Origin of the sequence: Amphritea sp. (assembly GCF_048266285.1) — a bacterium.
In the GTDB taxonomy this organism is placed as follows: Bacteria; Pseudomonadota; Gammaproteobacteria; order Pseudomonadales; family Balneatricaceae; genus Amphritea.
In genome coordinates this window covers 157,943-183,387 of record NZ_JBLWZV010000004.1, presented here as the reverse complement: position 1 = coordinate 183,387, position 25,445 = coordinate 157,943, and the positions used below count along the sequence as shown (strand labels likewise).

Here is a 25,445-nt window from a genome sequence, read left to right as displayed (position 1 = left end):
ACTATCGACGGCTTTTTTGTTGGCTTTCATGTTTGCATGGGGTTTGCCCAGCAAAAGTGTTAATACTTAGATAGCGCAACCGCCGTGGCCATTCTTGGCATTATATTGTTGATGATATTCCTCCGCCCGCCAAAACTCAGCGGCTGGTGTGATCTCTGTCACGATGGGGTTGCCGAAGATGCCGCTCTTATCTAGCACGACCTTACTTTGTTCCGCCATGATACGTTGCTGATCATTATGGTAAAAAATTTCTGAACGGTACTGATCGCCGATATCAGGGCCCTGACGGTTAAGGGTGGTTGGATCATGCATCTGCCAGAATATATCCAACAGGGTGTCATAACTGACGGCCTGTTCATCAAATTCAAGCTGCACCACTTCGGCATGGCCGGTGGTTTTGTTGCAGATTTCTTGATAGGTGGGATTTTGTGTATGTCCACCCATGTAGCCTACAGCGGTTGAGGTAACTCCGGGTGTATTGGCAAAACGTGCTTCAACTCCCCAAAAGCATCCTGCTGCAAATGTTGCGGTTGGCATACTGTGACTCCTGTGAAAAAACCGATATCTAAGTGGATATTAGACGTTTTTTGACTGTTTTGGATCACTTTTTTCATATATTTATCGATGTTTCGGTGAGATGGCTTTTTCGTTAACGGTTGATGTCCTGTCATCTGTGTTGCTCGATGATGATGGTGACGTAGACGGGTCGTGCGTTGAAGCTGGCTATGGGGCGGTGTATCAAGGATTGAGTCGGTCTGTGCGGGGTTGTTATGTGATCATGATTTTGCCCATTACTGGAGCAGTAATCCTGCTTAACTGAGCTTTTCCTTTAGTCAGCACTTTGATCTTTGTCTCTTAATATTGAATAGATTGGTTTGAGGCCCCTACCTGTGCAGGGGCTTTTTATCCGTGTAAAAAGATGAGGGATGTGTGAATTACGCTTGTTGACGGGTTGCCGTGATCAGTACATCGCGGATGTTTATATGTTGTGGCTGCGAATACATAAACATAGCCGTACGAGCGATATCATCAGCGGCTAGTATTCCGCCCATCGATTCTTTCCAAGCCTCATAGTTATCAATAATCTCCTGCGAGGTGGTGTGACTCAGTAGTTCGGTCTCTACTGCACCTGGGCAGATCGTCATGATACGGACGTTGTGATCGGCAACCTCTTCACGCACGTTCTCACTGATGGCGGAAACAGCGAACTTACTGCCCACATACGCGGCATGATTCGGGAATGATTTTTTACCGGCAATCGAACTGATATTGATGATCGTACCGCTGCGGCGGGCTTTCATATCACTGAGTACCGCCTGCATGCTGTTCAGCACGGCGAGAACATTCACCTCATACATTCGCTGCCATTCGATTGGGTCTTGAGTATCGACTTGACCCAGCAGCATTACGCCGGCGTTATTGATCAGACAATCGACAGGGCCATGTATCCCTTCTGCTTCTTGGATGGCTGAGCGTAGCGCTTCGGCATCGGTCACATCGACCTGACGGCATAGAGTATTAGGTAGTTGTAGCGCTTGCAGGTTGTCTATACGGCGGGCGACGAGCAGTAATGGGTGTCCGGCGGCCGAAAATTGTTGTGCCATGGCTGCGCCAATGCCAGAGCTAGCGCCGGTGATTACGATAAGTGGTTGAGTCATCATTTTATCTCGGGAGTTAAATACCAAAAGGTATTGAAGTGAATCGATGTTGCAGATAATAGACCTCTGTATTAGGGTGATAAATATCCTCAATCTGAAATAATTGTTTGGTATATATGAACAATATCTCGTGGCGCGGTATTCGTGCCTTTATCTATGTCGCCGAGTCAGGCGGTTTTACGGCGGCGGCTGAGGTTTCTGGTTTTTCTAAGGGGCACCTGAGCCAATTGGTCTCAGAACTGGAAGCGGTATTGAGTGTGCAGCTGTTGTATCGTACAACGAGGCAGTTGCGGTTGACGGAGATCGGTCAGGGCTATTATGAACGCTGTAAATTGGCGATGCAGCAGTTGGATGCGGCGGCGGAATGGGCGAGTCAATCGACAGATGAGCTGAAAGGTGTGATTCGCATGAATGCGGTGGGTGGCTTGATCGGCGAAGAGCTGTTAGCGCCGCTGGTGATTGATTTTCAGCGACAGCATCCGGGGATCTGTGTGGATCTGGATTTTTCCAGTGTACAGGTGGATTTGATCGCTAATCATTATGATCTGGTGATGCGGATGGGTGAGTTACCGGACTCGAGTTTGATTGCTCGTAAGCTGCACCGGGTGACAACGCGTTATGTGGCCAGTCCCGATTTTTTGCAGAGTAATCACCCTATTGAAAATCCAGAAGATCTGAAAACATTGTCATTAATTTATGGCAGTGTGGATCACTGGACGTTGAGTCGGGGGAGCGAGCGCAGAACCGTGCATGTTGAGCAGGGTATCAAAGTGACGAGTGGCCGAGTGATGCGGCAGGCGGCATTGGCTGGATTAGGTGTTACGCGGCTTGCCGATGTGTATGTGCAAGCGGATCTCCAGCAGGGTCGATTAGTCGAGGTGTTGCCTGATTGGTCGGAAAATACACAGCTAACACTGTTATGTCCGCCGTTGCGACATCAGTTGAAGCGGGTGAGAGCGTTGAGCGAGTGGCTCAAAGGGCGATTCGAGGATCGTTATCAACAAGCTCTGCAACGAGGCGTTGATCACTAACGGGAGAGGGAGGCGGCATTTAAAGGTAAAAAAACCGGTCGATACGATAATATCGACCGGTTTAGACGCGTGACGGTGAAGTGTGTTAGCCGTTGGCTAATGCATCCAGTTTCTGTTTTAGTAGACCCTGTACTTGGCCAGGGTTAGCTTTGCCCTGAGACGCTTGCATCACCTTACCCATAAAGAAGCCGATCATCTTGCCGCGCTTATCGGGCTCAGCATTCACATACTGATCAACCTGTGGCTGATTAGCGGCGATGACATCATCGACCATCGATTCGATCGCACCACTATCGGTTACCTGTTTCAGGCCTTTGGATTCGATAACCTCATCCGCCGAGCCTTCGCCCGCCCACATCGCTTCGAACACCTGCTTGGCTATTTTGCCGGTAATGGTGTTGTCTTTGATGCGCAATAACAGACCGCCGAGCTGTTCAGCTGAAACCGGTGAATCTTTAATGTCGGTATCATTCTGATTAAGAAGCTTGGACAGTTCGCCCATCACCCAGTTAGCGGCTAGTTTGGCATCGCCTGCAGTGTTGGCGGCGGTTTCAAAATAGTGGCTCAGATCACGATAAGCGGATAGTACCATCGCATCATAATCACTCAGTTTATACTGCTCTAAGAAGCGCGCTTTACGAGCGTCGGGTAACTCTGGCAGCGTCTCACGCAACTGATTGACGTAGTCATCATCGATGACGATCGGCAGTAGGTCAGGGCAGGGGAAGTAACGGTAATCGTTGGCTTCTTCCTTGCTTCGCATTGAGCGAGTTTCATCTTTGTTGGCATCATACAGACGGGTTTCCTGAGTGATATGGCCACCGTCTTCGAGAATATCGATCTGGCGGATAATCTCGCCTTTGATCGCTTTTTCAATAAAGCGGAAAGAGTTGATGTTCTTACTTTCGGTACGGTTACCGAACTCTTCTTCACCCTTATAACGTACCGATACGTTGCAGTCACAACGGAAAGAACCTTCCGCCATGTTGCCGTCACAGATACCGAGGTTGGTAACGATGGCATGAATTTTCTTCACGTAGGCAACGGCTTCTTCGGCGCTGCGCATGTCCGGCTCGGAGACGATCTCTAGCAGCGGTGTGCCTGCGCGGTTAAGATCGATGCCGGTCATGTTTGGAAACTCTTCATGCAGCGATTTACCTGCATCCTCTTCCAAGTGAGCTCGGGTAACTCCGACACGTTTGATGGTGCCATCGTCGAGGGTGATATCCACATAGCCGGTACCAACGATCGGGTGGAACAGTTGGCTGGTTTGATAACCTTTTGGTAGATCGGGATAAAAGTAGTTTTTACGGTCGAACACCGAGGTGTAGCCGATCTCAGCGTCGATCGCTAAGCCAAATAATACCGCCATCCGCAGAGCTTCACCGTTAAATACCGGTAAGGTGCCTGGCAGCGCGAGATCGACCGCGCAGGCTTGAGTATTCGGCTCGGCACCAAAGGCGGTGCTGGCACCCGAAAATATTTTGGACTTAGTCGCCAGTTGGGCGTGAATCTCAAGCCCGATGACTGCTTCCCATTCCATTATGTAAACCTCTTATTGCAGCAAATTGACATGTTTGAGCAGCCATGCTGCTGCGTTAAATTCTGTATCGCATTAGGCCAGACGTTTATTGGCCGGGCGTTTGTGTGTGCCAGTCGGTGGCTTGCTGGAACTGATGCGCGGCATTCAGTAAGCGCTCTTCAGCAAAGTAGTTGCCGATCAGTTGCAGGCCTACCGGTAATCCGTTAGCAAAACCGCAGGGAACCGAAATGCCCGGCATACCTGCTAAGTTGAGCGATATGGTGAAAATATCTTCCATATACATGGCAACGGGATCGGAAGTCTTTTCGCCTAGTTTAAAGGCGGGATGCGGGGTGGTTGGCCCCATAATGACATCGACTTCGGACAGCGCGTTAACATAATCCTGCTGAATTAACCGGCGGATCTGTAATGCTTTCTTGTAGTAGGCATCATAGAAGCCTTCTGACAGCGCATAGGTGCCGACCATGATGCGACGTTTAACTTCTTCGCCAAAGCCTTCGCCGCGGCTACGCTTGTACATATCTTCGAGATCGACGGGGTCTTCACAGCGATAACCGTAACGTACGCCATCAAAGCGTGACAGATTGGAAGACGCTTCAGCCGGGGCAATAATATAGTATGCCGGAATCGCCAAATGAGTATTTGGCAGACTGACTTCTTTGACCGTCGCGCCGAGGGCTTCAAATTCACGGATCGCGTTTTGGACCTGAGCGGTGATCTGCGGATCGATCTCGCCGGAGAAAAACTCTTTAGGCAGACCGATCTTTAAACCCTTCAGGGAATCGTTCAGTTTAAGAGTGTAATCCGGTACCGGCTGATCCAAGCTGGTGGAGTCTTTTGGATCGAACCCAGCCATCACATTCAGCATCATGGCGGTATCTTCGGCGGTACGGGCCATTGGGCCGCCTTGATCGAGTGATGAGGCGTAGGCGATCATGCCGTAGCGGGATACGCGGCCGTAGGTCGGCTTCAGTCCGGTAATACCACACAGCGCTGCTGGCTGACGAATTGAACCACCGGTGTCTGAGCCGGTCGCCGCTGGCGTTAGGCCGCCGGCAATCGCTGCCGCAGAGCCGCCGGATGATCCACCGGGAACACAATCGGTATTCCAAGGGTTACGGGCAGGGCCGTAGAAGCTGGACTCATTAGAAGAGCCCATGGCGAACTCATCCATATTGGTTTTACCCAGGCTAACCGCGCCCGCACGATTGAAGTGCTCAATCACGGTGGCGTTGTAAGGCGAGATAAAGTTATCCAGCATCTTTGAGCCGCAACTGGTGCGAACGCCTTCGGTGCAGAAGATATCTTTATGGGCAACGGGCAGCCCGGTAAAGGCATCGGCATTGCCAGCTGCACGACGTTGGTCGGCGGCGTTGGCCTGAGCCAGAGCTTGCTCTGGGGTAACAGTGATAAAGCTGTTTAGTGTGCCGTCTTCGGCACTGATCCGGTCAAGGTAGTTCTGGGTCAGTTCTACACTACTGAATTCACCCGTTGCTAACCCCTGCGCCAGTTCGGCGAGTGTTTTGTCTAACATAACGTTTTTAAATCCTTCAAGCGGATGTCTGGTCCGGCATTACTCGATTACTTTAGGCACCTGAAACAGGCCTGCTTCAACGGCCGGGGCGACGGTCTGAAGATGATCGCGCTGGTTTCCTTCGGTTACCTCATCCAGACGTAAACGCTGAATAGCATCCATGGGATGTGCCATCGGCGTAATATCTTGGGTATCGACGGCTTGCATCTGGTCGACCAGGTCAAGAATATTGCTGAGGTTCTCGGCATATTCTTGAATATCTTGCTCGGCGATATTTAATCTTGCCAGATGAGCGATCTTTTCGACGTCTGTGCGGTCTAACGACATTATTGGATTCTCATTGCTGTGTAATTTGGTCTGATAACTAAATAAAGCGCTACGTTAACACATTTGCAGCTTGCCCAAAATCCCCGCCATTGCTACAGTGGGCCTGTTTTTTTGATCAAGTGAATGTGCAGTCGCACAATCTAAGGCGGACAACCGATGTTTAAGAAGATTCGAGGGATTTTTTCCAGTGACCTTTCCATTGATTTGGGCACTGCCAACACCCTTATTTATGTTCGCGATAAAGACATTGTACTGAACGAGCCGTCCGTTGTTGCTATTCGTCAGAGCAGCAATGGGGCACAGAAAACCGTGGCAGCAGTCGGTACCGATGCGAAACGGATGTTAGGTCGTACGCCGGGTAATATTACCGCTATCCGGCCGATGAAAGATGGTGTTATCGCAGATTTCCATGTTACTGAAAAAATGTTGCAACATTTTATCAGTAAAGTGCATGGCAACAGTTTTTTGACGCCAAGCCCACGGGTCTTGGTGTGTGTTCCCTGTCAATCGACACAGGTTGAGCGCCGAGCAATCAAAGAGTCGGCCATGGGTGCCGGTGCGCGTGAAGTATATCTTATTGAAGAACCAATGGCGGCAGCGATTGGTGCGGGCCTGCCCGTTGACGAAGCGAACGGTTCAATGGTGGTTGATATTGGTGGTGGTACCACTGAGATCGCGATTATCTCTTTGAATGGTATTGTTTACGCTGAATCTGTGCGAGTCGGTGGTGATCGTTTTGATGAAGGTATTGTTACCTACGTTCGACGTAACTACGGCAGCCTGATCGGCGATGCCACTGCTGAGCGGATTAAACAGGAGATAGGTACCGCCTATCCAACTTCTGAAACGCTTGAAATCGACGTGCGTGGTCGTAATCTGGCTGAGGGTATTCCTCGTAGCTTTACGCTCAACAGTAATGAGATTATGGAAGCGTTGCAGGAGCCTCTTTCGGCGATTGTTCAATCCGTCAAGAGCGCTCTGGAACAGTGCCCACCGGAACTGGCCTCTGATATTGCTGAACGCGGTATTGTGCTGACCGGTGGTGGTGCGTTATTGCGTAACCTCGATAAGCTGATCAGTGAAGAAACCGGTCTGCCGGTAATTGTTGCCGATGACCCGCTGACATGTGTTGCTCGTGGTGGTGGCCGTGCCCTAGAGTTGCTAGATAAGCATGCATTTGAACTGCTCACCTTTGAATAAGTCTGACTGATCTGAATGCTTGATTTACCCGATGTAACGGAACAGTTCCACCAGGGGGTGTTCCATCGCTAGTATCTTCATTAGCGGGTCCTTACGGACCCGCTTTGTTGTTCTTGTCGTGTTATCGCTGCTGCTGATTGTATTGGATCTAAAATGGTCCAGCATGCATCAGACACGCTCCTATCTTTCTTTGCTGATCACGCCGTTGCAATGGCTTGTCGACACACCGGCTCAGGTTGCTGATGAACTCAGTGATGTGCTGGTGGATCGTAGTCAGCTGACCGATGAGAACCGTCGTTTACGTCAAGAAGCGTTGCTATTAAAGCAACGGGTGTTACAGGTATCTGCCTTGACCGCAGAGAATGTTCGCCTGAGAGAATTGCTTAATGGTCGGCAGCGACTGGAGCAGGATGTCTTTTTGACCGAGTTGATTGGGGTGAATCCCGACCCGTTCCAGCACCAAATTGTCCTTAATAGGGGATCGGAAGATCACGCTTATGTGGGACAGGCGGTATTAGATTCCGGCGGTATTATGGGCCAGGTGGTCGAAGTAAGTCACTATACCAGCCGGGCGATGTTGATTACTGATTCACGTCACGCCATACCCGTTGAAGTGAACCGTAATGGTTTTCGCTCGATTGCGTTAGGTAATGGCTCGGTGAATCAGCTTGAACTCGTGCATGTGCCTGATACCGCCGATATTCGTGAAGGTGATTTGCTGGTCTCCTCCGGTTTAGGTGGGCGCTTTCCCCGCGGGTATCCGGTAGCGAAGGTGGTGAGTGTGCAGCGAGACCCGGGTGAGCCTTTTGCCCTAGTTAAGGCCGAACCTGCCGCGATGCTGAATAAAAGCCGTCATATTTTGCTGGTGGATATGCCGCCTAAAGCAGATGAATTGCCGGCGGTGGTCGAACCTGTTCATAGTGAAAAGATAAAACCAAAGCCGGAAGATGCTGAATCTGAAACGGCGGAGAGTGCCGGTGAATAATCAGGGCGGTGGCGGCTCGATTATACTAGCGACCTTTTTATTGGGTTATATACTCAGTCAGATGCCGTTGCCGCAATTTGCGGAATGGTTCCGTCCAGAGTGGGTCGCGATGATTTTGATTTACTGGGTTATGGCCTTGCCAGAACGAGTTGGCTTGGGCACGGCTGCGGTGGTCGGATTAGGGTTGGATCTTATCAAGGGCAGCCCAATGGGATTGAATGTTTTATCGCTGTTGATTATTGCCTATCTGACGTTGCTGTTATACAAACGTTTGCGCATGTTTCCGTTGATTCAGCAGGCGATCATGGTGATGATCCTCGTGGGCATTAATCAGCTGATTTTCAATTGGGTGCACAGCTTAATGGGCACTCGCAGCGATAGTCTGATTTTTCTTCTTCCTGCGGTCATGAGCGCTATTTTATGGCCCTGGTTATTTATTGTTCTAAGAGGCTTACGCAGAGCTTTTAGAGTCTCCTAATGCTGGCAGGCCTAGGTGAGTTCAACTGATCAAGGCCGCGTTTTATCCCCGGTGCTACCCATGTCTGAAACTACCTACAATACGCCTGAACTCATATTGGCTTCGGCATCCCCTCGTCGCTTAGAACTGCTGCAACAGATTGGTGTTGTTTGTCAGGTAAAGCCAGTTCATATTCCTGAAGTGCCACAACCCGGAGAATCCCCCGCTGCTTTCGTTGAACGTCTCGCGCGGGAAAAAGCTTGTGCTGGATTAGCATCTACGCTTGCCGGTGAGGTGGTGCTGGGTGCCGATACGGTAGTGGTGAGTAATGGGCAGATTTTGGGTAAGCCTGCCAATAGAGAAGATGCGTTACGTATGCTACAGCAGCTTTCGGGTGCCGAGCATCAAGTAATGACCGCTGTTGCGGTGACAAATCGGGAACGAATTCTCTGTCAGGTAGTCACTACAGATGTACGCTTTCAAATATTAAGCCAAGCTCAATGTGAGCAGTATTGGGATACCGGTGAACCCTGCGATAAGGCAGGAGCCTATGGTATTCAGGGGTTAGGCGCGGTGTTTGTTGCTGCGATTAAGGGGAGTTACTCGGCCGTTGTTGGGTTGCCTTTGACAGAAACAGCCGCATTATTAGCTGCGTTTAGAATTCCGGTGTGGCAGCGCAGCAGTTTAGCGTCTAAAGATGAGTCACTTTAGGTGGGCTGCTGATGTTGATGGTTCGAGTTATTGATCGCTTTTACAACTTATAGCTTTTAGTATTTATATGATGATTTTATAAAGTGTACGGTACTTACCGCTCGAAAAGAGCGTCTATCGCGTTAACGTACCAAGACAGATAATACTACGGAGCCAACTTAACGGTCTCCTAGGGATGGATTATGAGTGAAGAGATTCTGATTAACTTTACCCCGATTGAGACCCGTGTTGCGGTTATCGAGAATGGTATGCCGCAGGAGATCTACGTCGAGCGAGCTGAACGACGTGGTATTGTTGGCAATATCTATAAGGGTAAAGTGGTACGTGTGTTGCCGGGGATGCAGGCAGCCTTTGTTGATATTGGCCTTGAACGGGCCGCGTTTATTCATGTAGATGAACTGCAGCACCCGGATGAAGAGAGTGGTACATCCGGTAAATCAAACCTGACTATTAATCGCTTGTTGCGTGAGGGGCAATCCCTAACGGTGCAAGTTACCAAAGACCCTCTGGGCACTAAAGGCGCTCGCCTGACCACCAACCTTTCTATTCCTTCTCGTTACTTGGTGTATATGCCGGGTAATGAGCATATCGGTATCTCTCAGCGAATCGAAGATAACGAAGAGCGAGAGCGGCTTCGCGCGGCGGTTGAAGAAGTGGTTGCCGGCATGGAAGATCAGAATGCCAAGGTGGGGGGCTTTATTTTACGTACCGTCTCTGAGGGCGTTTCAGAGCCAGAATTGAAGCAAGATATTCTTTTTCTATGCCGGTTATGGGAATCGATCGCCCGTAAAGTGGAAGAATTCGGCGCGCCATCCTGTATTTATGAAGACCTACCTTTGAATATGCGAGCGCTGCGGGATATGGCCCATGCCGGGATCGAGCGTATCCGGGTTGATTCTAAAGAGACCTTTCAACGTTCGCAGCAGTTTGCCGAAGCCTTAGTGCCGGAAATTAGCAGTATTCTTGAATACTACCCCGGTGAACGGCCTATTTTCGATCTCTACAATATCGAAGAGGAGATTCAAAAAGCGCTGGGGCGTAAAGTTGAGTTGAAGTCCGGAGGGTATCTAATTTTTGATCAAACTGAAGCGATGACCACGGTAGATATCAATACCGGGGCATATGTTGGGCATCGAAACTTAGAAGAAACGATTTTTAAAACCAACCTAGAAGCCGCCACGGCGATTGGTCGCCAGCTACGGCTGCGCAATCTAGGCGGCATCATTATTATCGACTTTATCGATATGCTGGATGAAGATCACCAACGCCAAGTGCTACGAACCTTAGAACGGGTGTTGGAAAAAGATCATGTTAAGTGCAAACTAACAGGTGTTTCTGAGTTGGGCTTAGTGGAAATGACCCGCAAACGCACCCGCGAGAGTTTAGAGCATATTCTCTGTGAACCTTGTGAGCATTGTCAGGGCCGGGGATCAGTAAAAACCCCTGAAACTGTCTGTTATGAGATTTTTCGGGAAATTCTGCGACAACATCGGGCCTATGATACCGATTCTTATCTGGTGTTGGCATCCGATCGTGTCGTGGCAATGTTGCTCGATGAGGCATCCGACCATGTGGCTGAACTGGAAGCCTTCATCGCAAAAACAATCCGTTTTCAGGTTGAGCCGATGTATGGTCCTGAACAGTATGATGTGGTGTTAAGATAATAGTGTCATCCATTGTTTGGCTATTAAAGGCGCTGAATCGCTGGTTAGGTTGGGTTGTTGTTATCTCAATACTGGCGATAGCCTTACTCACCGTGGTGGTGCGTTTGTTGCTGCCTGCGGTATGGGATTATCGAGCTGATATTGAACAATATCTGAGTGAACGCTTACGCACTGAAGTGACCATTCGAGATATTAACGCCAGTTGGGAGGGTAAATTTCCCCGCTTGCTGTTACAAGATGTGGTGATTGCTGATCATCGCTCGCAGAATATTGGCCGGATAGAATTAGGTCAGCTGGTGTTGGGCTTTAACCCCGTTAGTAGCTTGTTACAGTGGCAACCGGTGTTAAGTAAAGTGGAGCTCTGGTCGCTGCATACCCAGGCGAAGCTGGTCAGTTGGCCCCACGCGGCAAAAACGAATACGACGGACGCCACCACAGAATCTTCATCGTCTGACCCATTAGCGACCCTATGGTTGCAACCTCATATATTTTTCTACGATACACAGATCGACCTAACCTTACCCTCTGGTAAGCAAATGTTGTTGCAGAGTGAACGGTTTAATCTAGAAAATAGCTCACATCAGCATCACTTCGCCGGTGAGCTACAGATAACCTATGAACAACGTGAAGCCGCGGCAACCTTAAGAATCGAATCCGATAGCCATCTTATTAATCCTGATACTAATTTTGATTTTTACCTTAAGTTGGCGGGCATCGATACACCGTTAATGGATGCCGCGCGGGAGTTGTTCCCGGTTCCTGCGTCACTCGAGCAGTTGGAGTTAAATAGCGAGATCTGGGGTAATTGGTCACAAGGGCGGTTGACGCGGATATTTGGCGATGTGGCCGGAGGGCGGTTACAGTTGCAGACGGATCAGCCATCCTTGGCGGAGCTGTCTATTCAAGACTTAGCCACCGGTTTTGCTTTGCTTCAGCCAGAGAAAGGGCGTTATCAGCTGCAGATAAACAACTTTGCGGCACGTATTAATAATCAGCCACTGAGTCTGCCGCAGCTGGTGATTAATCGTCAGCAAAACCGAGTCGAATCGGTCGCATTAAGTGAATTCAATGTAACGGAGATTGCCGCCTTTCTGGAAAATCAGCCGTTTGTACCGGAAGATCTGCGTAATGTGCTAACAACCATAGCGCCAAGCGGAATGATTCATCGTCTGCTACTGCAGTGGCCGCTGTCTTCATCGTCGTTAGCAGCATCAGAGGCTAAGGCTGAAGGGCAGATCGTTGCTACTGCTGTTACTGATATCGCTGTCGATAGCACCGCATCTGAGGCGGTCTCTACCGTAGTAGACTCTTCCCAACCGCTTGCTGAAACGGCCACGCCTGTGGTGTCCGATGATCAGTCTCAGGACTGGACACAGTTGACGCTGCAAGGGGACTTGGAAGAGGTTGCATTTAAAGGTGCCTATGGGGCACCCGCGATGTCCGGTGTTAGCGGATTACTTCAGCTTCAGTATGGCGTCGATGGACTAGAGGGGCGCATCGACCTGCGCAGCGATCGACTCGGTTTGCACTTTCCTGATGTGTTTGATCAAGGCTGGCTCTTTAGTGAAGCCGAGGGTGTAACTCACTTTAGTCTGGCGCAGAATATTTTGCACCTTAGTAGTGAATACGTTGAGTTACATAAAGAGGGGATTAATGCGAGTGGGCGATGGAGTTTATATCTGCCACTGGACAGTGAGATACAGAGTGAGTTGACACTGCTAATTGGTGTAAAAGACTCCGATGGTCGTTTGGCGCCTGAATTGATTCCCGATCATGAAATTGATCCGGGTATTAAAGCCTGGGTTGCTCAATCGATTAAACAGGGGAGGCTGAATCAGGGGGGCTTTATGCTCCATACTGGCACCCGGAGTATCCCTTCTCGTCAGTCTCCCACGGTGCAGATGTTTATGGATATCGCCAGTGCCGAGGTGGATTATCAATCAGGTTGGCCGGCGGTAAAAGCGGCGGATGCCTCATTACTGTTACGTGATCAAGGGTTAGCGATTAGCGTTAGTCGCGGGCAAATGTACGATAGCCAGGTGGAGCATGGTTGGGTCTATCTGCCGCCGGGTTCTCAAGATCTGCACATTATTGCGAGTATCAAAGGTGATAGTGCTGATATCGCGTCGACCCTGTTGAATAGTCCGGTGCTTGAGGGTGGCAATGCCGAGTTAAAAAACTGGGCCCTTAAAGGGCCAGCTCAGACCCGCTTGAAGTTGAAGATCCCGCTGAGTGGTGGTGATCCTGATGTTGATGTCAGTTCTGCATTCACAGCTCTACAGCTCGTTTCAAAGGTGCGCAACTTGGCTATCAGCCAGTTAGCTGGGCAGGTGAATTATCGTAACGATAAGGGCTTATATGCTAAGTCACTCGAGGGCATGTTTTTTGGTCAGCCATTAAAAGCCGACATCATCTCCAGTGGTCAGGGAGCGGCTGAGAAAATTACCGCTCGCTTAAAATCTGCTATCCGTTTGTCTGAGCTAAAGGACTGGACTGGGATTGAGATGTTAGCGTTGGCTGAAGGGGTGCAAACCTACGAAGCTGATCTAGATATCTGTTTACGCTCTGGTTGTTCGGGACTGACGCTGAAGTCTGATTTGCAGCAGACAAAATTAGATCTTATTGCGCCCTATGATAAGCCCGTAGGTAAGGCGTTGCCTTTACTGTTACACACTGACTTTGAATCGCCACAAACCGTGAATATTCGCGCGGGAGATGAGTTGAGTGCTTGGCTGCAGCTTGAGGGTGATCAGTTGAGTCGGGCTAATCTGGTACTGGGGGCCGCAGACGCGCGCCCGAGTGCCTTTGCTGGCTTGAAAGTGAGTGGTCAGCTTAAACAGCTAAATTATGAGCAGTTAATTGGCATGCTTGAACGGGCGGGTATCTTCGGTGATGCGGCAACTAACGCGAAGGGCGGCAAGAGCTCTGAACAGCCAGTAATGCCCGTGCAGGCGGATATTGAGGTTGCCGCGCTAAGCTATGACTACCTGCAGATGAGTAACGCACGTATCTTGCTTGAACGACGTCGCGATGGCTGGGATATTGGTGTATCGGGTGCTGATCTTAATCTGCAGGTGAACCTTCCTGATGACAGTGCTATTGCGCCGCAACTCCTATTTGCCAGCCTTAATCTTGATGGTCTGTTACCAGCGGATAGTGATCAACCGCCCGCGTTGACGCCGGATGACCAGCCATCTATGCCGGGCCGTTTGCAGCCTGGTGATGTGCCGGATCTTGATGTTGAGATTGGCGATCTCAGGGTCAAGGGTAAGCACTGGGGACAGTGGCATTTTAAAGTACGTAACCGCGAGCAGAGCATGTATATCGAGGATATCATTGCTCAACTACCCGACTTTAATGCCCGTGGTGATATTATCTGGCGTCCGGGAGAGGTTAGTCAGAGTGCATTAACTCTGAAGGTTGAAGCAAAAGATCTGAGCCGCACTTTAGAGAATGTTGGCTATGAAAAGGTGCTGCAAACGGAAAAGGTGACCGCTAATATGCAGTTACAATGGCCAGGCGCACCTTGGGAGTATGCTTTAGCCAGTGCTGATGGGGCGCTAACCTTCGATGTTCGTAATGGTCGGTTGATTGAAGCGGGGAGTGGCACGGGCCTTTTGCGAGTGTTTGGTATTCTTAATATGAATGCGCTAGGGCGGCGACTCAAGCTTAATTTTGCGGATCTATTCGCTAAAGGGGTTAGTTTTGATCGTATGCAGGGGGATTATCGGATAGTGGATGGTGTTGCTTCGACAAATACGCCTTTCGTTATGCGCGGCCCTTCGGTTGATATGGCGAGTAGTGGTGATATTGATCTGGTTAATGAGACCGTGAATCAGCAGATGGCGGTAACCTTGCCGGTGACCGATAATATTCCGTTAGCTGCCGTGTTATTAGGTGCGCCGCAGATTGCTGGATTAGCCTTTCTGTTGGATAAGCTGATTGGTGATGAGGTGAAAAAGGAGATTGCCACCGTCACCTATACGATGGAAGGGGACTGGAGCGACCCGAAAGTGGAATTGCTCCTGAGGCCAGATGCGAAACAGAAACAGGATGGTCTTAAATAAAGACTTTAACTCAAGATCTGAAGTAACGCTCTTAAGTTAAGTGAAGCTCTTAAGTAAAGCCTTACTGCGTTATTGCCCGTCGTGATCGAGGCCTCGCTTGTGAGTGACCTCGATCGAAAGCCTCGCTGAGCGGTGACAACTTATACGTCAGCTCGTTCGCGCAGGTATTTAAAAAGCTTTTTCGCTGCGACTGGAGGCTTGCCAAGGCTGGCTTCTTTTTTGGCGTTGCGCAATAGCTGGCGCAGATGCTGAATATCAGCCCCGGCATCTTCGGTTAAATAAGCTTGCAGATCGGTGTTATCACCCAGTATTAATCGATCGCGCCAGCGTTCCAACTTATGAAAGATCTGTAAATGGGCTTGCTTGCCGGCATCGAACTGATCTACTGCTGTTTGTATTTCGTCGGCATCTTCGCCGCGCATCAGTCGGCCGATGTACTGCAATTGGCGTCGAGTGGCCTCAGAACGTGGCTGAAGGCGCTGTGCCTCCTCTATTGCCACCCGCAAAGTATCACTCATAGGCACTTTGGCTAGTTGTTCTTTGTTCAGTTCAGGCAGTTTGGCACCCAGCTCTTGTAGGTGTTCCATCTCCCGCTTACGCTGGGATTTTGACACCCACTCTTCATCGAACTCAAGTTCGTCATCGGGGCGGAAATCGTCATTTTGACTCATAAAACTCTCTTGTGTAGGCCGTTCTAGCTATAAAAAAACGCAGCTAGACCGAGGAATGCAAAAAATCCGACTACATCAGTAATCGTGGTTAGTAACACACTGCCAGCTAATGCCGGATCAATACCCCAGGTTTTTAGGAGGATCGGCAATAGAGTACCAGCCAGTGCGGCTGCGAATAGGTTAATCATAATAGCACAGGCGATGATGATACCGATGGTTAGGTCTTCGAACCAGAGGATTGCGATGACCGCAACGACCACGGCCCAGAGTAGACCGTTCAATAGACCTACGATCATTTCACGATTCAGCAGCCAGCCCGCATTGGAGCGCTCTACATGGCCTAGTGCTTGGCCACGAATCATCAGGGTTAAGACCTGGCTACCGGCAATACCGCCCATACTGGCGACAATTGGCATTAATACGGCCAGCGCCACTACCTTGCCGATGGTTTCCTCGAACAGGCCGATGACCGCAGAGGCGAGAAAAGCGGTAATCAGATTAATACCTAGCCACACGGCACGGCGGCGGGTGGTTTTCATAATAGGCGCGAAGGTATCTTCATCTTCGTCCATACCCGCCATACTCATCAGCGAGTGGTCTGCATCTTCCCGGATAACATCGACCACGTCATCGATGGTGATACGTCCGAGTAGCTGATTGTCTTCGTCAACCACGGGTGCAGAGACCAAATCTTCTTGTTCGAATAGTTTGGCGACCAGTGTATCTTCCATATCCGCCGGGATAGGCGGTTTATCGGTGACCATCATCTCTCGTACGGTGCTGGATGGGTCGCTGACCAACATGCGTGTCAGAGGGAGGCTGCCGATATAGGTGTCTTTTCGGCTGACGACAAACAGGCTATCTGTCATATCAGGGAGTTCAGCGTGTCGTCGTAAATAACGCAGCGCCGCTTCAATCGTGATATCGGGCCGGATGGTGATGGTATCGGTGTTCATCAAACCGCCAGCGGTATCTTCCGGATAGGAGAGTACTTTTTCCAGTCGTTCGCGGTTTTGATGATCCATCGAGCGCAGCAGTTCGTGCATGACCGTTTCCGGCAGCTGCTGCATCATATCGGCTAGATCGTCGGGTTCGAGCGATTCAGAGATGGCTAGCACCTCTGAGGTATTCATCTTACTGAGGATCTCGGCTTTTACATCATCGCCGAGTTCCTGCAAAACATCCGCTTCGATGTCTTTATGGATCATGCTCCAAAGTAAGCGCCGTTCTTTAGGCGGTGACTTTTCGATTAGATGGGCGACTTCGGAGGGGCGTAGTGTTTTATTTAGGGTGTAACGTATCTGTCTGAAAGCACCTTCTTCAAGGGCTGTGTTCAGCTTATCCAGTTCACTTTCGTTTACATTGGCGTTCATGGCCGGACCCCGGTCAGACAGATAGAGACAGATTGCCTTGCAGTCAGTCAGTGATCACCGATAACTGCAGCATTAATCGTTGTGGGCATTATAGCGTATTGTTTTTAAACGAATAGAGGGAGGGCGGTTATTCTTCTTCATCAAACCGGTTGTTGATCAGTGCAACAATGGCATCCATCGCCTGTTGTTCGTCTTCACCGCTGGTAGAGATATTCAGCTCAGTGCCTTTACTGGCGGCTAACATCATGACCGACATAATGCTTTTGCCATCCACCTGTCGGCCATCTTTGGTGAGCTGGATATCGGCTGAGAAGGAGGTGGTTACATTGATCAGCTTTGCCGCCGCCCGGGCGTGCAGGCCCAGTTTGTTGATAATGGTGATCTTGGTTTCCAGCATTGATTAATACCTTTAATCAGTTCAGTTCGCGGTGGCGTATCTGGACATTATCCATAGTTGTTCGGAAATGACCAGCGAGACATTCGCTGATAAAAACAGAGCGGTGTTGACCTCCCGTACAGCCTATGCCAACACTGATATAACTGCGATTATTTTTTTCAAACAGTGGCAGCCACTTTTCTAGAAAAGCGGTGATGTCAGCGAGCATTTCTTGCACTTCAAGCTGTTGCTCGAGGAATTCTATGACCGGTTTGTCTTGGCCGCTATAACCTCGCAGGTGAGGCAGCCAGTATGGGTTAGGCAAACAGCGCACATCGAAGGTGAAGTCTACATCCAGCGGGATACCGTGCTTATAACCGAACGATTCGAATTGTAATGACAGTTCTTGCTCTTGTCGTTGGGCAATACGCAGTTTAATACTGTCTCTGAGTTCATAGAGTGACAGGTGGGTTGTATCAATACGGATATTGGCTAAATCGGATACCGGTTCGAGTAACTTTTTTTCATAGCTGATCGCCTGCTGTAAACCTTGGGAATCATTGGACAGGGGGTGCTTACGCCGAGTCGTACTGTAGCGTTTTAGCAGGGTTGTCTCTGAACTATCGAGGTAGAGTATTTCGCAGTCTAGTGCGTCTATTTCCCGCAGTTGTGTATAAATATCGGGAAACTGTTTCAGGTTGCTGTGTTGGTTACGGGCATCGATACTGACGGCAAGCTGATTAGGATGGTCTGGGTCGGATAAAATCTGATTGACCAAATCAGGTAGCAGCGGGGCGGGAAGGTTGTCGATGCAGTAGAAGTTAACATCTTCCAGTGCTTGCAGGGCGGTTGATTTACCTGACCCTGAGCGGCCGCTGATGATAACTAGTTTCATCTGGCTAGACCTGTCTAGCTCCGGTGGCGACAGTGAAGAGTTCTTCAGCTGAGCCCGCGTTTCTAAGTTGCTGACGGAAGGATGCCTGACTGAATAGCTCGGCAAGATTACCCAGCGTTTGTAGATGTTGATCACAGGCTTCGGAGGGCACCACCAGAACGAAGAGTAAGTCGACCGGGCTGCCATCAATGGCATCGAAGTCGATCGGTTCTTTTAACTGAATAAGTAGCGCAGTGGCTTTCTCACACTCATCCAGACGACAATGGGGAATGGCCACGCCTTCACCGATGCCTGTACTGCCGAGTCTTTCACGGCCAAGTAGGCCAGCAAAGATCGTTTCAGTTTCAAGCTCAGGGTGCAGATCGGAAATCTGTTGGCTGGCAATTTCGAGGATACGTTTTTTACTACCCCCCTCTAGAGCACAGAGTACTCCAGAGGGCGCTAATAATTCTGAAATTAGCATCGTATAATAGTTACTTGTGAGTTTTCATCTTTTCTTTGTGTTTAATGATCTGACGGTCAAGCTTGTCGATCAACCCATCGATGGCGGCGTACATATCTTCTTGTTCGTCGGAAGCAAACAGCTGACCACCGGCTACGTGAATTTCACCATCAGCTTTTTGGCGCGTCTTCTCAACGCTTAGAGTTACCTGTGCATTGGTGATGTTATCGAAATGCCGCTCCAGCTTCTCAAATTTATTCTGAACATACTCATTCAGGGAATCAGTCAATTCTACGTGGTGACCGGTAATATTGATCTGCATGGTAATCTCCTAGTGTTATTGTACCGGGTTGCCGCCCGGTTCCCATGATAAAAAAAGTCATTAAACTAAACGTTTTCGTTCATTAGAAGGTGGAATGCTAAGCGATTCTCTATATTTTGCAATGGTTCTTCGCGCAACATTGATACCTTGTTCCTCAAGCAGTTGGGCAATCTTGTTATCGCTTAAGGGTTTTGTTGGACTTTCAGCGACCACCAATTTCTTGATGAGCGCCCGAATAGCGGTCGATGAGCAGGTGCCACCGTTCACTGTAGTGACATGGCTGGAGAAAAAATACTTCAGCTCAAATATACCCCTTGGGGTATGCATATATTTCTGGGTGGTCACCCGAGAGATGGTCGATTCGTGCATTTCGACCGCCTCAGCGATATCGTGCAGCACCATCGGACGCATCGCCTCATCGCCATGCTCTAGAAAACCTTCTTGGCGGTGTACAATTTCACGGGTGACCTTCATTAAGGTATCGTTCCGGCTTAATAAGCTTTTGATAAACCAGCGAGCTTCTTGTAGATGGTTTTTCAGATAGGTGTTGTCAGGGCTGGTATCAGCGCGTCGGATCAAATCTGCATAGCCATCATTAATGCGTAGTTTAGGCGCAACTTCCGGATTCAGGCTTACCTGCCAGGCACCTTTTTCTTTGTAAACCAGCACATCGGGAATAACATATTCCGATTGCGAGCTAGTGATCATTGAGCCGGGTTTAGGGTTCAGGGTGCGGATCAGGTTGATCGCCTGTAGTAACTGTGGCTCTCGCATCCGGGCTTTGCGCATCAGCTGTTTGTAGTCATGATTACCCAGTAAGTGGATATATTGAGTGACTAGTTTTAGCGCTTCGTTGCGATATTCGGTGTCATTGGGTAGTTGCTGTAGCTGAATGGCTAGGCACTCGCTTAGATCGCGTGCGGCTACGCCGGGTGGATCAAACTGTTGGATGCGTCGCAGTACCGCTTCGATTTCATCCAGTTCAATGCCGTTAAGTTGCTCATCATCTTGTTGATGGAAATATTCCAGGATCGAATCGAGTTCAACGTTGAGATAACCGTCAACATTAATGCCGTCAATAATATTGGTGGCGATCAGTTCGTCGATGGGACTCATCGGCGTGAGGTTTAATTGCCAGTTCAGGTGATCTTGCAGGGTTTCATCCGCAGTGTCATTCGACTCCATCTCCATATCGGAGAAATCATGGGATGATGAAGATGAACTAGAGACCGTCTGATAAGTGTCTTCCCAATTACTATCGGTCGATAGTTCATTGGGAATATCTTCATTCCAGTCGCTATCGGTGGCTTGAATCTCTTCAGACTCGGTGGTTTTGGCCGATGCTGAGACGGATTCATGATTGCTGACTTCTGCATCAGAGCTCGCTTGCTCGGCGGCATTATCTGAAGCGCTATCCTCTTCCGTTACTTCTAGCATCGGGTTCGATTCTAGTGCTTCCTGAATCTCCTGTTGCAGATCAAGCGTCGATAATTGCAGCAAGCGAATCGCCTGCTGTAATTGTGGGGTCATGGTCAGATGCTGACCCATTTTTAGTTGTAACGCTTGTTTCATAGAGAGTCGCTTATATACCTGTTACAGCTTGAATTGCTCACCGAGATAGGCTTCCCTGACCTGCTGGTTGGCAAGAATATCCTCTGGCGATCCTTCTGCAAGAATATAACCTTCACTGACGATGTAAGCTTGTTCGCAAATATCCAGTGTTTCGCGAACATTGTGATCGGTGATTAAGACGCCAATCCCCTTACTTTGTAAGTGCTTTACGGTTTGTTTTATATCACTGACTGAAATTGGGTCAACACCGGCAAAGGGCTCATCTAACAAGATAAAAGTGGGCTCAGTTGCCAGTGCGCGGGCAATTTCAACCCGTCGCCGTTCTCCACCGGAGAGGCTCATTCCCAAACTTTTCGTTAGATGGGAGATATGAAACTCTTCCAGTAGTTCGTCTAATTTTTGTTTACGCTCAGTCCGGCTCAACTCTTTACGGGTTTCCAGAATAGCCATCAGGTTATCATGGACGCTGAGTTTTCGGAAAATGGAGGCTTCTTGTGGCAGGTAACCAATACCTTTTCGCGCTCGGCCGTGCATCGGCTCTTTGGTTAAGTCCAATTGATCAATTTTGATCCGGCCTTTGTCGGCTTCCACTAGCCCAACAATCATGTAAAAACAGGTTGTCTTACCCGCCCCGTTAGGCCCCAATAAACCAACGATCTGGCCGCTATCGACGCTCATCGAGACATCTTTTACAACTGCGCGGCCTTTATAGCTCTTTGCTAGGTTGAGTGCTTCTAGTCGACTCATTAGTTGTTGAGTTCCCCAGTAGCTGTAGTTTCAGATTCATCCAACGGTGTTGCTTTAGGCTGAATGACAATCTGTACACGTTCGCCGTTAGCGCTCTCATCCCTGAATGCATTTACTGTGCTTTTCTTCATATTGTAAACAATTCGGTTACCGCTAAATACATCAGCCCCTTGCGAGACTTTTGCCTGGCCGGAGATGGTTAGCTCTTTTGTACGAATATTGTAATCGAGAACCTCACCGTATGCATGGGTTACCTCTTGGTCGGCGGCAGAGCGTTGTTGGAACTCGGCGGGGCGTCCTTTGGCAATAATCATGCTGATGGTGTTGTTGGTTTGTCTTAGTTCTATGCTATCACCGCTGACTTTCATGCTGCCCTGGGTCAACAATACATCGCCTTTGTAGAGAGTGATGCCGGTTTGATCATTACGCGTCGCGCTGTCTGCTGTGATGTGAATTGCTTTGTTGGCATCACCGGGTAGAGCCATTGCCACCGGTTGCCAGCTGAGCAGGACCACGCATAAGGCTTTGCTTATACGGTTAATTAACATGATATACCCCGGTAACGTCTGACAGGAGGTTAAGAATGCCACTGTCGGTGTCGATTGTCATGCCCACGCTGGTGGTTGTGCCCGAAGGGCTTGTGATAGTCACCAGCTTATCGGTCTTGGCAATATTGTCTTGTGGCTGAATAATTAATGTTTCGGTACGTAGGCTGTTTGCCACTGCCATATTAGGGTTGTCTTGAAATAATACCTCGCCTTCGAGAATAACGCTGTCATCGTTGTCGCTGATGAGTCCTCTGAGGCTGCTGATCTTACGCGTGGGCTGCTGAGTGTTGTATATTTGCATCTCAGGATTGGTCACTAATATCTGTTGTGAAGCCGGCTGATGTTCCAGCTGAGTTGAACTTAATTGCTGCTTTAGCTGACCGCTCGGCGCAAAGTCTCTGATCCGTCCATTGACGATATAATAATCGGATTGCTGATAGGCTGGATTCGGGGCCTTTTTCAGACTAACGGAGTGACGTTCAGTATCCATCCCCAAATAGATAACCGCAGGGATCAGAATAGCAGCGGCTGCAATTAGCCGGGCGCGTCCGGTCAGCATTTATAAATACTCGTTGAACAGGGCTTCCAGTTTGCCCTGGCCTGCCAGAATTGTTTCGCAAAACTCACGGCCCGCACCGTTGCCTGCAGTACGCTGGGTACACCAGTCGGCATGCGCGGCAACCAATGGATGACCACCATTGACGGTGGCGCCAAAGCTGACGGCGCGAATGGCAGCGAGATCGGGTAGGTCGTCACCGATATAAGCCGTTTGTTGTGCGCTAAAGCCGGTATCCTGCCAGAGTTCTTGCAAGGCGGTGAGTTTATCTTCCCGTCCCTGATAGAGGTAATCGATTCCCAAGGCTTCGGCTCGGCGTTCAACTTGAGGTGAACAGCGACCGGTAATGATGGCGGTTTTGATGTCACCTTGGGCGAGCAGTTTTATACCGAGCCCATCTAAGGTATTGAAATTCTTAACTTCGCTGCCATCGGCTAGGAAGTTGAGCTTGCCATCGGTGAGTACACCATCGACATCAAATACCACCAATTTGACCGTTTGTAACTTGCCAATCAATGCTTCATTAAGGTCGTTGGTGAGCTTTTTAACTACAGATGCTGGCATCAGATGACTCCCGCTTTGAGCATGTCGTGCATATTTAAGGCGCCGACTGGGCGACGGGCATCATCAAGTACGATCAAGGCGTTAATCTGTTTGTCCTGCATAATTTGCAGGGCTTCAGCCGCGAGTATATCGCTGGTCACGGTAGTGCATTCGGTGGTCATTACCTCGGTAATCGGAGTGCTTTTCATATCCACGTCATGATCAAGCGTACGACGTAGGTCACCATCGGTAAATACGCCTTGTAGAACGCCTGTATCGTCGACGACGGTGGTCATGCCCAGGTGTTTGTGGGTGACTTCCATCAGCGCTTCTTTGAGCATAGTAGAATGAGTGACTTTCGGGATGTCATCGCCACTGTGCATAATGTCGGATACTTTTAACAGCAGGCGTCGTCCTAAACTACCACCGGGGTGAGAGAAGGCAAAGTCTTCAGCACTGAAGCCTCTGGCTTCTAACAAGGCGATGGCCAGGGCATCACCGATGACCAGTGATGCGGTGGTGCTGGATGTCGGTGCCAGCCCCAGAGGACAGGCTTCTTGGCGGATGGCGACATTCAGGTTGGCATCGGCGCTGCGCGAGAGAGTTGATTCAGGGTTGCCAGTAATGCTGATCAGCGGTGCTTTCATCCGTTTGATGAGTGGCAATATCGATAGGACTTCGCTGGTTTCTCCCGAGTTCGATAGAGCGATAACCACATCCGCACGGGTAATCATACCTAGGTCGCCATGGCTGGCTTCACCGGGGTGTACAAAGAATGACGGTGTTCCTGTGGAGGCCAATGTCGCAGCAATTTTGTTGCCGATATGGCCGCTTTTACCCATGCCCGTGACGATGACCCGCCCTTGGCATGTCAGTGCTAGTCGGCAAGCTTTACTAAAATCATCATTAAGATGCTCTAGCAGATCATTAACGGCATCCCGCTCTAGCTCAATGGTACGCTTGGCGGAGGCTAAAAAATCCAGTTCTGTATTTATCATTGTTTATTCACAACTCTGTTTGCAGTCGTGAAGGCTGCAGTCCGATAGATGGGTTAAGCGCTCATATTGTATAGTAGTGCAAGATAACCTGCATAGGCTGCCAGTAGTATTCCGCCTTCGAAACGCGAGATTCGGGGTGGGCGCTGATAGATGGCTAATGCGACAAGTAGGAGTGTTAGGCCCAACATTGACCCATAGTCTCGCCAGAGCACCGCTGAATCCAGCTCAATTGGCGCGAGTAAACCGGGTACCGCCATTACCGCCGCTATATTAAATATATTAGAGCCAACAATATTTCCCAGTGCAATATCGGTATGGCCTTTTAGGGCGCTGGCTACCGAGGCTGCGAGTTCGGGTAGGCTGGTACCGATGGCGACAATGGTGAGGCCGATGATCAGGTCGCTTACACCTAAGGTGGTGGCTATTTCGGTGGCACCCCATACCAGTAGGCGAGAACTGCCTGCCAGCAGTAATAGTCCTGTAATGAGCCAAAAGATGGCCCAGAGGGTGGAGAGTTCTGGTAACTCCTCCTCTTCATCATTAATTTCGTCATCGCTGGCGTTGCGCTGGAAACGGGTAAATAAGTACAGGCAGGCGACCAGTGATAAACACAGAATAATCGAATCGATATGGCCTAGATAGAGATCGTAGAGTACGGCGCCGGCCAATAACGTGATGGCTAATAATAGCGGAATTTCTTGTTTGAGCACTTTGGAGCGTACAGGCAACGGGGCAATCAGGGCGGTCATCCCCAGTACCAGACCAATATTGGCGATGTTGGAGCCCAGAGCGTTGCCGACGGCAAGGTCGCCGGCACCGGTGGTGGCTGCCATGATTGAAACCAAAATTTCGGGGGCCGAGGTGCCAAAAGAAACCACCGTCAGACCGATTAACATCGGTGACATGCCCATGTTTTTGGCAGTTCCGGCGGCACCGATAACGAAACGGTCGGCACTCCAGACTAAAATAATGAAACCTAAAAGTAGTGCAATAATGGGGTATAGCATCGGTTTAGTTGTTCAGCTGTGGTTAAAACGGAGGCCTATTTAATGAGTAATCGGATCTATGTGCAAGAGGTTGCTGCCGTTGAGAGCGATTTTATTCACGTTTATAGGCAAGGGTGTTACAATCTGCGCTCTTTTTTGATGGCAATGTCGTGGTGTCTACATCGCTGACTGTCCGCTTATTTGTAGTGGTTAGAGGAACTATTTGAGGCGGTGAACAT

The 25,445-nt window shown here is 49.6% G+C and carries 25 protein-coding genes; 7 read left to right on the top strand and 18 right to left on the bottom strand.

Going from position 1 to position 25,445, the window contains the following annotated elements; all coding sequences use genetic code 11:
- Positions 1-66 precede the first annotated feature (66 nt).
- Entirely contained in the window at positions 67-537 is a 471-nt protein-coding gene (gene msrA, locus ACN0T0_RS07765; RefSeq protein WP_417224803.1) for a peptide-methionine (S)-S-oxide reductase MsrA, read from the bottom strand.
- A gap of 398 nt (positions 538-935) precedes the next feature.
- On the bottom strand, positions 936-1,658 hold the full coding sequence (locus ACN0T0_RS07760; RefSeq protein WP_417224801.1) for an SDR family oxidoreductase: 723 nt from the start codon (positions 1,656-1,658) through the stop codon (positions 936-938).
- A 116-nt stretch (positions 1,659-1,774) separates the two neighbouring features.
- Here ACN0T0_RS07760 and ACN0T0_RS07755 point away from each other — a divergent pair, with 116 nt between their 5' ends.
- Positions 1,775-2,689 (top strand): LysR substrate-binding domain-containing protein, encoded by a 915-nt coding sequence (locus tag ACN0T0_RS07755; RefSeq protein ID WP_417224800.1) that lies wholly within the window; start codon positions 1,775-1,777, stop codon positions 2,687-2,689.
- An 85-nt stretch (positions 2,690-2,774) separates the two neighbouring features.
- On the opposite strand, the gene gatB is transcribed toward ACN0T0_RS07755, so the two are convergent.
- From gatB to gatC, 3 genes are all read right to left on the bottom strand, one after another.
- Complete coding sequence (gene gatB / locus ACN0T0_RS07750; protein WP_417224798.1) at positions 2,775-4,232, bottom strand: Asp-tRNA(Asn)/Glu-tRNA(Gln) amidotransferase subunit GatB; 1,458 nt, start codon at positions 4,230-4,232, stop codon at positions 2,775-2,777.
- An 85-nt stretch (positions 4,233-4,317) separates the two neighbouring features.
- Entirely contained in the window at positions 4,318-5,766 is a 1,449-nt protein-coding gene (gatA, locus tag ACN0T0_RS07745; RefSeq protein WP_417224796.1) for an Asp-tRNA(Asn)/Glu-tRNA(Gln) amidotransferase subunit GatA, read from the bottom strand.
- 39 nt (positions 5,767-5,805) lie between these two features.
- Positions 5,806-6,093, bottom strand: coding sequence for an Asp-tRNA(Asn)/Glu-tRNA(Gln) amidotransferase subunit GatC (gatC, locus tag ACN0T0_RS07740; RefSeq protein WP_126158413.1), 288 nt, complete (start codon positions 6,091-6,093; stop codon positions 5,806-5,808).
- A 156-nt stretch (positions 6,094-6,249) separates the two neighbouring features.
- Between gatC and ACN0T0_RS07735 the strand changes: the two genes are divergently transcribed.
- The 6 genes from ACN0T0_RS07735 (at position 6,250) to ACN0T0_RS07710 (ending at position 15,177) form a co-directional block, all read left to right on the top strand.
- A complete protein-coding gene (locus ACN0T0_RS07735; protein WP_417224794.1) occupies positions 6,250-7,293 on the top strand; it encodes a rod shape-determining protein in 1,044 nt (347 codons plus the stop codon).
- Between the two features lie 64 nt (positions 7,294-7,357).
- On the top strand, positions 7,358-8,278 hold the full coding sequence (gene mreC, locus ACN0T0_RS07730) for a rod shape-determining protein MreC (protein WP_417224988.1): 921 nt from the start codon (positions 7,358-7,360) through the stop codon (positions 8,276-8,278).
- A complete protein-coding gene (gene mreD / locus ACN0T0_RS07725; protein ID WP_417224792.1) occupies positions 8,271-8,756 on the top strand; it encodes a rod shape-determining protein MreD in 486 nt (161 codons plus the stop codon). The genes mreC and mreD overlap by 8 nt, the downstream gene beginning before the upstream one ends.
- Positions 8,757-8,816: 60 nt before the next feature.
- On the top strand, positions 8,817-9,446 hold the full coding sequence (locus ACN0T0_RS07720; RefSeq protein ID WP_417224790.1) for a Maf family protein: 630 nt from the start codon (positions 8,817-8,819) through the stop codon (positions 9,444-9,446).
- A gap of 182 nt (positions 9,447-9,628) precedes the next feature.
- Positions 9,629-11,110, top strand: coding sequence for a ribonuclease G (gene rng / locus ACN0T0_RS07715; RefSeq protein ID WP_417224788.1), 1,482 nt, complete (start codon positions 9,629-9,631; stop codon positions 11,108-11,110).
- Positions 11,111-11,112: 2 nt separating this feature from the next.
- Entirely contained in the window at positions 11,113-15,177 is a 4,065-nt protein-coding gene (locus tag ACN0T0_RS07710) for a YhdP family protein (protein WP_417224786.1), read from the top strand.
- A 140-nt stretch (positions 15,178-15,317) separates the two neighbouring features.
- Here ACN0T0_RS07710 and yjgA read toward each other — a convergent pair whose 3' ends face one another.
- The 13 genes from yjgA to ACN0T0_RS07645 all read right to left on the bottom strand — a co-directional run bounded on the left by yjgA (position 15,318) and on the right by ACN0T0_RS07645 (position 25,227).
- Positions 15,318-15,848: a ribosome biogenesis factor YjgA gene (gene yjgA, locus ACN0T0_RS07705; RefSeq protein WP_417224784.1), complete on the bottom strand. Its 531-nt coding sequence runs from the start codon at positions 15,846-15,848 to the stop codon at positions 15,318-15,320.
- A 23-nt stretch (positions 15,849-15,871) separates the two neighbouring features.
- Positions 15,872-17,221, bottom strand: coding sequence for a magnesium transporter (gene mgtE, locus ACN0T0_RS07700; RefSeq protein WP_417224782.1), 1,350 nt, complete (start codon positions 17,219-17,221; stop codon positions 15,872-15,874).
- A gap of 127 nt (positions 17,222-17,348) precedes the next feature.
- Positions 17,349-17,618, bottom strand: a complete 270-nt coding sequence (locus ACN0T0_RS07695) for an HPr family phosphocarrier protein (RefSeq protein WP_417224780.1) — start codon at positions 17,616-17,618, stop codon at positions 17,349-17,351.
- A gap of 16 nt (positions 17,619-17,634) precedes the next feature.
- Positions 17,635-18,492 (bottom strand): RNase adapter RapZ, encoded by an 858-nt coding sequence (gene rapZ / locus ACN0T0_RS07690; protein WP_417224778.1) that lies wholly within the window; start codon positions 18,490-18,492, stop codon positions 17,635-17,637.
- Positions 18,493-18,496: 4 nt separating this feature from the next.
- Positions 18,497-18,955 (bottom strand): PTS IIA-like nitrogen regulatory protein PtsN, encoded by a 459-nt coding sequence (gene ptsN, locus ACN0T0_RS07685; RefSeq protein WP_417224776.1) that lies wholly within the window; start codon positions 18,953-18,955, stop codon positions 18,497-18,499.
- 10 nt (positions 18,956-18,965) lie between these two features.
- Positions 18,966-19,256 carry a ribosome hibernation promoting factor gene (hpf, locus tag ACN0T0_RS07680; RefSeq protein ID WP_417224774.1) on the bottom strand — a complete coding sequence of 97 codons (291 nt, stop codon included), beginning with the start codon at positions 19,254-19,256 and terminating at the stop codon, positions 18,966-18,968.
- Between the two features lie 60 nt (positions 19,257-19,316).
- The gene (locus ACN0T0_RS07675) at positions 19,317-20,828 is read right to left on the bottom strand and encodes an RNA polymerase factor sigma-54 (protein ID WP_417224772.1); all 1,512 of its coding nucleotides are present in this window, start codon (positions 20,826-20,828) and stop codon (positions 19,317-19,319) included.
- A gap of 21 nt (positions 20,829-20,849) precedes the next feature.
- Positions 20,850-21,575 carry an LPS export ABC transporter ATP-binding protein gene (gene lptB, locus ACN0T0_RS07670; RefSeq protein ID WP_417224769.1) on the bottom strand — a complete coding sequence of 242 codons (726 nt, stop codon included), beginning with the start codon at positions 21,573-21,575 and terminating at the stop codon, positions 20,850-20,852.
- The gene (gene lptA, locus ACN0T0_RS07665) at positions 21,575-22,123 is read right to left on the bottom strand and encodes a lipopolysaccharide transport periplasmic protein LptA (protein ID WP_417224766.1); all 549 of its coding nucleotides are present in this window, start codon (positions 22,121-22,123) and stop codon (positions 21,575-21,577) included. Before lptA ends, lptB begins: the two co-directional genes overlap by 1 nt.
- A complete protein-coding gene (gene lptC, locus ACN0T0_RS07660) occupies positions 22,113-22,682 on the bottom strand; it encodes an LPS export ABC transporter periplasmic protein LptC (RefSeq protein WP_417224763.1) in 570 nt (189 codons plus the stop codon). Before lptC ends, lptA begins: the two co-directional genes overlap by 11 nt.
- On the bottom strand, positions 22,683-23,243 hold the full coding sequence (locus ACN0T0_RS07655) for a KdsC family phosphatase (protein ID WP_417224760.1): 561 nt from the start codon (positions 23,241-23,243) through the stop codon (positions 22,683-22,685). It lies immediately after the preceding gene.
- On the bottom strand, positions 23,243-24,220 hold the full coding sequence (locus ACN0T0_RS07650) for a KpsF/GutQ family sugar-phosphate isomerase (RefSeq protein ID WP_417224758.1): 978 nt from the start codon (positions 24,218-24,220) through the stop codon (positions 23,243-23,245). The genes ACN0T0_RS07655 and ACN0T0_RS07650 overlap by 1 nt, the downstream gene beginning before the upstream one ends.
- A 53-nt stretch (positions 24,221-24,273) precedes the next feature.
- Complete coding sequence (locus ACN0T0_RS07645) at positions 24,274-25,227, bottom strand: calcium/sodium antiporter (RefSeq protein WP_417224756.1); 954 nt, start codon at positions 25,225-25,227, stop codon at positions 24,274-24,276.
- Positions 25,228-25,445 lie beyond the last annotated feature (218 nt).

What these genes read in the sequence shown, in the direction of transcription:
- lptC (WP_417224763.1), bottom strand. Translation starts at nt 22,682, where the DNA reads ATGCTGACCGGACGCGCCCGGCTAATTGCAGCCGCTGCTATTCTGATC.
- ACN0T0_RS07735 (WP_417224794.1), top strand. Translation starts at nt 6,250, where the DNA reads ATGTTTAAGAAGATTCGAGGGATTTTTTCCAGTGACCTTTCCATTGAT.
- rng (WP_417224788.1), top strand. Translation starts at nt 9,629, where the DNA reads ATGAGTGAAGAGATTCTGATTAACTTTACCCCGATTGAGACCCGTGTT.
- ACN0T0_RS07650 (WP_417224758.1), bottom strand. Translation starts at nt 24,220, where the DNA reads ATGATAAATACAGAACTGGATTTTTTAGCCTCCGCCAAGCGTACCATT.
- ptsN (WP_417224776.1), bottom strand. Translation starts at nt 18,955, where the DNA reads ATGCTAATTTCAGAATTATTAGCGCCCTCTGGAGTACTCTGTGCTCTA.
- mgtE (WP_417224782.1), bottom strand. Translation starts at nt 17,221, where the DNA reads ATGAACGCCAATGTAAACGAAAGTGAACTGGATAAGCTGAACACAGCC.
- ACN0T0_RS07675 (WP_417224772.1), bottom strand. Translation starts at nt 20,828, where the DNA reads ATGAAACAAGCGTTACAACTAAAAATGGGTCAGCATCTGACCATGACC.
- gatB (WP_417224798.1), bottom strand. Translation starts at nt 4,232, where the DNA reads ATGGAATGGGAAGCAGTCATCGGGCTTGAGATTCACGCCCAACTGGCG.
- hpf (WP_417224774.1), bottom strand. Translation starts at nt 19,256, where the DNA reads ATGCAGATCAATATTACCGGTCACCACGTAGAATTGACTGATTCCCTG.
- ACN0T0_RS07760 (WP_417224801.1), bottom strand. Translation starts at nt 1,658, where the DNA reads ATGACTCAACCACTTATCGTAATCACCGGCGCTAGCTCTGGCATTGGC.
- yjgA (WP_417224784.1), bottom strand. Translation starts at nt 15,848, where the DNA reads ATGAGTCAAAATGACGATTTCCGCCCCGATGACGAACTTGAGTTCGAT.
- gatA (WP_417224796.1), bottom strand. Translation starts at nt 5,766, where the DNA reads ATGTTAGACAAAACACTCGCCGAACTGGCGCAGGGGTTAGCAACGGGT.
- gatC (WP_126158413.1), bottom strand. Translation starts at nt 6,093, where the DNA reads ATGTCGTTAGACCGCACAGACGTCGAAAAGATCGCTCATCTGGCAAGA.
- msrA (WP_417224803.1), bottom strand. Translation starts at nt 537, where the DNA reads ATGCCAACCGCAACATTTGCAGCAGGATGCTTTTGGGGAGTTGAAGCA.
- ACN0T0_RS07645 (WP_417224756.1), bottom strand. Translation starts at nt 25,227, where the DNA reads ATGCTATACCCCATTATTGCACTACTTTTAGGTTTCATTATTTTAGTC.
- rapZ (WP_417224778.1), bottom strand. Translation starts at nt 18,492, where the DNA reads ATGAAACTAGTTATCATCAGCGGCCGCTCAGGGTCAGGTAAATCAACC.
- ACN0T0_RS07755 (WP_417224800.1), top strand. Translation starts at nt 1,775, where the DNA reads ATGAACAATATCTCGTGGCGCGGTATTCGTGCCTTTATCTATGTCGCC.
- lptB (WP_417224769.1), bottom strand. Translation starts at nt 21,575, where the DNA reads ATGAGTCGACTAGAAGCACTCAACCTAGCAAAGAGCTATAAAGGCCGC.
- lptA (WP_417224766.1), bottom strand. Translation starts at nt 22,123, where the DNA reads ATGTTAATTAACCGTATAAGCAAAGCCTTATGCGTGGTCCTGCTCAGC.
- ACN0T0_RS07655 (WP_417224760.1), bottom strand. Translation starts at nt 23,243, where the DNA reads ATGCCAGCATCTGTAGTTAAAAAGCTCACCAACGACCTTAATGAAGCA.
- ACN0T0_RS07695 (WP_417224780.1), bottom strand. Translation starts at nt 17,618, where the DNA reads ATGCTGGAAACCAAGATCACCATTATCAACAAACTGGGCCTGCACGCC.
- ACN0T0_RS07720 (WP_417224790.1), top strand. Translation starts at nt 8,817, where the DNA reads ATGTCTGAAACTACCTACAATACGCCTGAACTCATATTGGCTTCGGCA.